Source organism: Pseudomonadota bacterium (assembly GCA_010028905.1).
Classification (GTDB): domain Bacteria; phylum Vulcanimicrobiota; class Xenobia; order RGZZ01; family RGZZ01; genus RGZZ01.
Window position 1 is genome coordinate 1 of the sequence record RGZZ01000283.1, and the last position, 6,841, is coordinate 6,841.

General features: G+C 66.6%; 8 protein-coding genes. 4 read left to right on the forward strand and 4 right to left on the reverse strand.

The window, feature by feature from the left end; all coding sequences use genetic code 11:
- On the forward strand, positions 1 to 325 hold a 325-nt coding region (locus tag EB084_16880), incomplete at its 5' end, for a hypothetical protein (protein ID NDD29932.1).
- Entirely contained in the window at positions 322 to 561 is a 240-nt protein-coding gene (locus EB084_16885; protein ID NDD29933.1) for a hypothetical protein, read from the forward strand. The genes EB084_16880 and EB084_16885, both read left to right, overlap by 4 nt.
- Before the next feature lie 36 nt (positions 562 to 597).
- On the opposite strand, the gene EB084_16890 is transcribed toward EB084_16885, so the two are convergent.
- Both EB084_16890 and EB084_16895 read right to left on the reverse strand, forming a co-directional pair.
- The gene (locus EB084_16890; protein ID NDD29934.1) at positions 598 to 1,488 is read right to left on the reverse strand and encodes a serine/threonine protein kinase; all 891 of its coding nucleotides are present in this window, start codon (positions 1,486 to 1,488) and stop codon (positions 598 to 600) included.
- Positions 1,434 to 2,549 carry a hypothetical protein gene (locus EB084_16895; protein ID NDD29935.1) on the reverse strand — a complete coding sequence of 372 codons (1,116 nt, stop codon included), beginning with the start codon at positions 2,547 to 2,549 and terminating at the stop codon, positions 1,434 to 1,436. Before EB084_16895 ends, EB084_16890 begins: the two co-directional genes overlap by 55 nt.
- A 145-nt stretch (positions 2,550 to 2,694) precedes the next feature.
- On the opposite strand from EB084_16895, the gene cysD reads away from it, so the two are divergent.
- Both cysD and cysN read left to right on the forward strand, forming a co-directional pair.
- Complete coding sequence (cysD, locus tag EB084_16900; protein NDD29936.1) at positions 2,695 to 3,597, forward strand: sulfate adenylyltransferase subunit CysD; 903 nt, start codon at positions 2,695 to 2,697, stop codon at positions 3,595 to 3,597.
- On the forward strand, positions 3,597 to 5,498 hold the full coding sequence (gene cysN, locus EB084_16905; protein ID NDD29937.1) for a sulfate adenylyltransferase subunit CysN: 1,902 nt from the start codon (positions 3,597 to 3,599) through the stop codon (positions 5,496 to 5,498). Before cysD ends, cysN begins: the two co-directional genes overlap by 1 nt.
- A gap of 15 nt (positions 5,499 to 5,513) precedes the next feature.
- Here the strand turns inward: cysN and EB084_16910 are convergent, their stop codons facing one another.
- Positions 5,514 to 6,176 (reverse strand): DNA-binding response regulator, encoded by a 663-nt coding sequence (locus EB084_16910; GenBank protein NDD29938.1) that lies wholly within the window; start codon positions 6,174 to 6,176, stop codon positions 5,514 to 5,516.
- Positions 6,166 to 6,840: a hypothetical protein gene (locus EB084_16915; protein NDD29939.1), complete on the reverse strand. Its 675-nt coding sequence runs from the start codon at positions 6,838 to 6,840 to the stop codon at positions 6,166 to 6,168. Before EB084_16915 ends, EB084_16910 begins: the two co-directional genes overlap by 11 nt.
- Position 6,841: the final 1 nt, after the last annotated feature.

Sequence of the window (6,841 nt, forward strand, 5' to 3'; positions counted from 1 at the left end):
GTTGATGACGATGCTCTCCACACTCTCTCCGGCCCTCTCTGCGCTCTCCCCCACCGCACCGTTCCCCCGATCCGTCCCTCCAGCACCGGACCTGATCGCCGGGGTCAGCCCCAACGAACCCGCGCTCCCCGAAGAGCAGCCTGCGCTCCCCCTCATGCGCGCGCGTCGCGTCGCCCCGCCTCTGCCTGAACCACCGCCCGTCTCTGACGAGCCGATCTGCGCTGAGGACGTGCGCGTGGCGAACGCACTCACCGGCGCGTTGCAGGGAACGCTTCTCGGCGCCCTGGCGTGGCTCGCGGCCCCCGTGGTGGTGTGCCCGCCATGACCGTCGTCGGAGCGATTGCAGGTGGCGTCAGCGGCGCGGTGGCCGTGAGCGAGATGGCGGCCAGCCACCGTCACAGCCGCCTCGGCAAGGCCTTCATGGGAATGCTCGGCAGCGTGGCCGGTGGCTTCGTCGGCGCCGTTGGTGGAGCCCTGGCTGGCGCCAGCCTGGCAGCCCTGGGCCCGGCCGGCGGCGCCATCGTCGGCGCTCTCGCCGGGTACTACGGCGCTTGCGACTGACGTCGTCGCTGGCAGCGCAGCGCTCGGAAGCTCAGCTCATGGGCCGGGCGGCGTTGCCACGGCGATGACCCGAAGCTCCGTGGTCTTCGCGGGGGCCTCTCGTGCCGGCGCGTGCCCACGCCACCATTCCCTGGCGTGCTCCTCGGTCCACTGGGCGACACACGCACAGGCCAGAAATGCGTTTCGCATCTCACGTGCATCGCTGCAGCGATCGGCGGGTGATTTCGACAGGCCGCGCATCAGCACGGCCTCGAGATCAGGGGGAACCGAAAACCCGAGCGCGGCAAACGAACGGGGGGCGTCGCTGACGTGGGCCATGAGCGTGTCCATGACCGATGTGCGCACGAATGGGAGCGACGCGGTCAGCAGGAAGTAGCCGACCCCGGCCACCGCGTACAGATCGGCTCGACCATCAACCGGCTGCCCGAGCACGTTCTCCGGAGCCATGAAGGCTGGTGTACCGCAGATGGTGGTGGTGGCGGTCACACGCGGAGACGCGGCGTCGAGGCTCTTGACGAGGCCGAAGTCGAGCACCTTCACCAGATCGGGAACCCCTCCGCGCAGCGAGACCATGATGTTCTCCGGCTTCACATCGCGATGGATGAGGCTCATCTCGTGGGCCTCTGCCAGCGCGTCACACACCTGCGCCAGCAGGCGCGCCACACGACCTGGGGGCAGCGGCCCGAACCGTTCCACCAGCTTCGCGAGGTCCAGCCCCTGGAGGTATTCCATGGCGTAGTAGAAAACGCCATCGGTTGTGTGGCCGTAATCGTAGATCGCAATGGTGTTCGGATGGGTGAGGCGCGAGCCGAGCCGCACCTCGCGCTCGAAGCGCTGCCGGTCTTCATCGCTCGACGCGTTGCGCATGATCTTCACGGCGGTGTCGCGCTGCATGAGCGCGTGACGGCCCAGGTACACCTCGCCCATGCCGCCTTCGCCGAGCTTGCGCTCGATGGCGTACTGGCCGAGCCTCTCGACCTTCGCCTGCGCCTCGGCCAGACGACGCTGGTTGCGGCCGTGCACCCAGGCCCAGGCGGCCAGCCCGAGGTGCGCACCGTGGCATAGGCCTCGTCACGATCGAGCTTCACCGCAACCCCGAAGTCATAGGCTTCGAGCCACTGCCAGACCGCAACGCACATCACCCCCCGATAATCGCGATAGCCATCGAGGTCGATGCCGCTGCCGCCCTGCACGGCCGACGCGATCATCTGCGTGAGAGGCTGGGCCTTGAGCGGCAGCTGTGATCGCTGACCGGTGCGGATATCGACACCAGGGTTTCGAAGGTCGAGCGTCAAGATGGTGGAGCGGGTTCCCTGGGGCAGAACGCCGGCCGCCACGATCTCATCGAGATATCGGCTCTCGTTGAGCATGCGCCCATCCCGATCGAAGGCTTCGCTCTCGCCTGTCTTTCCGGGGCGCGTCTGGTCGAGGAGCGCGCTGAACTTCGACGCATCGAGGGTGAGCACGAGCACGAGGTCGGGCTTGCTCGCCCCAGGGGCAGCCACCCCCACGAACGCGAGAAGCTCCACCGATTCCGCGGAGCCGAGATCTGAGAGCATCGGAGGGGTCACACACGCTTCCCCGCGCAGCGCTCTCGCGAGGTAGGGCTGCGCGGCCTGGGGAAGCGGCTTTCCCTTCAGCGAAGCGTCGTTGACGCCCGCCACGATGACCCCCTGCGCATTCACGAGCGCCCCGTGATCAAAGTTGAACGGTCCCGCCACGTGCTTGAGCAGATCGCGCAGGAGCGCCACGCCGCCCGGATCGCGCGCGGCCTGCGCCACCGCGCTGCGCACGCGAGGCGCCTGGGAGAGCACCGACAGCAACGCCTCGCGGTCATCGAGCCATGACGTCACAGAGCGCACCGAGGTGACGAGCATGGCATCGAGGTTACCCTGCACCGTCGAGCGCACCTGACCGACCACGGTGCGGTCGACGACCCAGCCCAGCGCCGCCAGCGCCAGCATGACCGCCAAGAGAGAGACCCACATTGCGGGCGAGACGCCGCTCGAAGATCACGGTAGTGGTCACCCGAGGTCAGTTACCCCCACGGCCTGAACCCTCCTTCTCATACGCAGTGCGGGTCCGGTGCTGGCGCGAGAAGGGTCGTGCCGTGAATGTCGAAATACCCCTGCCATGGCGGTCAGTTCTGATACCCATCTTGCGGCGCTCGAAGCCGAGAGCATCTTCATCATGCGCGAGGTCGCGGCAGAGTTCCGCAACCCGGTCATGCTCTATTCCATCGGCAAGGACTCGAGCGTGATGCTTCGTCTCGCCGAGAAGGCCTTCCACCCCGGACGTCTCCCCTTCCCGCTGCTTCACGTCGACACGCGCTGGAAGTTCCGTGACATGTATGCGATGCGAGACGCCGTTGCCGCCAAGCACGAGATGCGCGTATTCGTGAACCCTGAGGCGGTGGCGCTCGACATCAACCCCTTCGACCACGGTGGACACCGTCACACCGACCTCTACAAGACCCAGGGGCTGCGACTTGCCCTGCGCGAAGGACGGTACGACGCAGCCTTCGGCGGCGCGCGGCGTGACGAGGAGAAGTCACGTGCCAAGGAGCGGGTGTTCTCGCTTCGCGACAAGCATCAGCAGTGGGATCCCCGGTCCCAGCGCCCTGAGCTCTGGAACCTCTACAACTGCCGGATCCAGGAAGGCGAGAGCATGCGCGTGTTCCCGCTCTCGAACTGGACCGAGGCCGACATCTGGCTCTACATCTATCGCGAGAAGATACCCGTGGTGCCGCTCTACCTCGCGCGTGAGCGACCCGTGGTCGAGCGCGACGGCACCCTCATCATGGTCGATGACGCGCGCATGCGCCTGCTCCCCGGAGAGACGGCGCGACAGCGCCTGGTGCGGTTTCGGAGCATCGGGTGCTATCCCCTGAGCGGAGCCGTGGAATCGTCGGCGGAGACACTCGAGCAGGTGGTGTCCGAGGTGCTCGCGTCACGTCGCTCGGAACGTCAGGGGAGACTGGTCGATCGTGACGCCGACGACGGGCTGGAGCAGAAGAAGCGCGAGGGCTATTTCTGATGACCGCTTCCACCCGCCCGCTGCTGCAAGCCCAGATCGATCGCGATCTGCTGCGCTTGCTCACCTGCGGAAGCGTCGATGACGGCAAGAGCACGCTCATCGGCCGCCTGCTCCACGACAGCGGCCAGCTCTTCGAAGACCAGCTCGAGGCCCTCAAGCGCGACAGCGCTCGACTGGGCCACGCGGGCGACGCGCTTGATCTCTCGCTGCTGACCGACGGCCTGAAGGCCGAGCGAGAGCAGGGCATCACCATCGACGTCGCCTTTCGATACTTCTCCACATCCCGCCGCAAGTTCATCATCGCCGACACCCCTGGCCACGAGCAGTTCACGGCCAACATGGCCACCGGCGCGAGCGTCTGCGATCTGGCCGTGGTGCTCGTCGATGCCCGCCATGGCCTGCTCGACCAGAGCCGGCGGCACACCACCATCGTGGCGCTTCTCGGCATCAAGCACATCGTCGTGGCCGTGAACAAGATGGACCTGGTGGGGTGGGATCGCGCGACCTTCGAATCGATCCGCACCGACTTCGCCCGCTTCGCCGCTCCCCTCGGCGTGCCGGATCTGCACTTCATCCCGCTGTCGGCCCTGCACGGCGACAACGTGGTGCGCCGCTCGACCGCGGCCCCATGGTTTGCCGGCCGTCCGCTGCTCGAGCTGCTCGAGACCATTCATGTGGCATCTGACCGCAACTTCGTCGACTTCCGCTTCCCCGTGCAGCGCGTGGTGCGTCCAGACGACAGCTTCAGGGGGTATGCCGGAACCGTCGCGAGCGGACAGGTGCAGGTCGGAGACGAGGTGACCGCGCTGCCTTGCGGCCGGCGCACGCGCGTGTCGAGCATCGTGACCTACGACGGTGATCGCGACGAGGCGATGGCCGGCGACGCCGTGACGCTCACCCTGGCAGACCCCATCGATGTCAGCCGCGGCGACATGCTCTGCCACACGCTCAACCAGCCGCTTGGAGAGCGAGAGATCGAAGCGCAGGTGATCTGGTTCGACGATGAGGCGCTGACCCGAGGCAGCAGCTGGCGCCTGAAGCACACGACCCGTGCGGTGACCGCCACGATCACCGATCTGGTGGGGCGAACCGACATCACGACCGGCAATGTCATGGCCACCGATGCGCTCGAGCGAAACGGCATCGGCACCTGCGTGCTGACCCTCAACCAGCCCGTGTTCTATGATCCCTATCGCATGAACCGCAGCACGGGAGCCTTCATCCTCATTCACCCGCGCACGAATGCCACAGCAGGCGCCGGGCTGATCGTGGCGCGACATCCCCGCGCGCATCTCACCCCCGACCCGCAGGTTCTCGTGGGGCCGGCCATGCCCGAGGTCTCCCCAGAGATGCACGCCCGCGCCCTGCGACAGACACCCTTCACCATCTGGCTGACCGGCCTTCCCAAGAGCGGCAAGCTCCCCATCGCATACCGACTCGAGAAGCGCCTGCACGACGTGGGACTGCACACATGCGTGCTCCCAGCGAAGCACATGCGACACGGCATCAGCGCTGATCTGACGTTCTCCGCCGATGACCGGGGGGTTAACGCAAGACGCCTCGCCGAGATCGCCCGCATCGTGAATGACGCCGGGCTCATCGCCATATGCACATCGGTGAGCCCCTACCGTGCCGATCGGGAGCGCGCCCGCACGGTCATCGGCGCGCATCGCTTCATCGAGGCATGGTGCTCAGCGCCGGCCGAAGCCTGTGAGGCGCGCGACGCAAACGACCTCTACAAGCGCGCCCGCCTCGGCGAGCTGCGGGCGTTCACCGGCGTGAGTGCGCCGTACGAGATGCCAGAGTCGGCCGACGTGACCTTGCCCATCCACGAGGAGACACTCGACGCGCTGGTCGACCGCCTCGTCGCCGTGATCGCGGCGCGCGGCCTGTACCCCTGAGACCTTCCCCTTCGCTCACGGCGCCGATACGAACCCTTTGCGCATCGCGTACAGCACGGCCTGCAACCGGTCCGGGACACCGCACTTGCGATAGATGCTGCGCAGGTGGGTCTTGATGGTGTTCTGCGCGACACCGAGACGCTCGGCGATCTCCTTGTTGTTGAGACCTTCCGCGGCCATGGTGAGGATCTGGCGCTCCCTGCGGCTCAGCAGAACCGAGTCGGTTCGTACCGAATCGGGGTTCGTTCGACGCAGCTTTGTCACGAGCATGCCCGCCAGCCGTGGATCGATGTGGCTCTGCCCCTCACAGACATCGCGCATCGCGCGCAGCACCTCGTCGCGCGACGCAGATTTCAGGAGATAGCCGTCGGCTCCCGCCTCGAGCGCCTCGACCACGAGCCGCTCATCGCTGTGCATCGTCAGCAGCAGCACGCGCAGGCCCGGATGCGCAGCCTTCAGCTCGCGCGTGCACCAGATGCCGTCGTTCAGCGGCAGCTCGACATCGACGAGCACGAGATCGCACGGCGTGCTCGACACCACGTCGAGCGCCTCCTCTGCCGACACAGCCGTGCCCACGACCTGCACGAATCCGCTGAGCTCGAGAAGCGTGCGCAGCCCGTCTCGAACGACGACGTGATCGTCGACCATCACCACGCGCACGAGTCGCTCACTGATCATCGCCTTCTCCAATCAGCGGGAGCTCGAATCTCACCGCCGTCCCCCCGATGCTGCGCGGCTGCACCTGCAACCGCCCTCCCAGAAGCTCTGCTCGCTCCCGCATCGATCGAATCCCGAAGCTTCGACGCCGGTTCTCCTGGAATCGCTCATATCCCCCTGCCGGGGCCGTGCCGTCGTCCTCGATGCTCCCCTCGAGGGCGCGCTCGTGCGCCTGCAGGGAGACCCGAGCCCGCACGGCACCCGAGTGGCGACGCACGTTCACGAGAGACTCCTGAACGATGCGGTAGAGGAACAAGGCGTGCAGACGCCCCATGCTCGGCAGACGTTCAGGAAGGTCGAGGTCGAGCTGTATCGATGATTCTCGCCTGAACTCATCTGCAAGACGAACGAGGGCGTCGATCACCGTGCTCGCGTCGAGAGGCGGCGTTCGAAGGTTGTAGATGAGTCGCGAGAGCTCTTCGAGAAGGCGCTGCACCACCTGGAGGCTGGCACGCAGCTCTTCGTGCGCGCGTCCCGTGTCGGCGTCAAGAATCTGCTGCACAGCCTGCATGCGATAGAACACACCCGCGAGCGGCTGCGAGATCGCATCGTGGATCTCGCTCGAGATGAGATGGCGCTCGTTCTCCTGGAAGTTTGCGATCTTCTCGAGCCGGGCGCCGCTGATG

Coding starts and splice junctions, on each gene's coding strand:
- EB084_16885 (NDD29933.1), top strand. CDS start 322: ATGACCGTCGTCGGAGCGATTGCAGGTGGCGTCAGCGGCGCGGTGGCC.
- EB084_16890 (NDD29934.1), bottom strand. CDS start 1,488: ATGGGCGAGGTGTACCTGGGCCGTCACGCGCTCATGCAGCGCGACACC.
- EB084_16895 (NDD29935.1), bottom strand. CDS start 2,549: ATGTGGGTCTCTCTCTTGGCGGTCATGCTGGCGCTGGCGGCGCTGGGC.
- cysD (NDD29936.1), top strand. CDS start 2,695: ATGGCGGTCAGTTCTGATACCCATCTTGCGGCGCTCGAAGCCGAGAGC.
- cysN (NDD29937.1), top strand. CDS start 3,597: ATGACCGCTTCCACCCGCCCGCTGCTGCAAGCCCAGATCGATCGCGAT.
- EB084_16910 (NDD29938.1), bottom strand. CDS start 6,176: ATGATCAGTGAGCGACTCGTGCGCGTGGTGATGGTCGACGATCACGTC.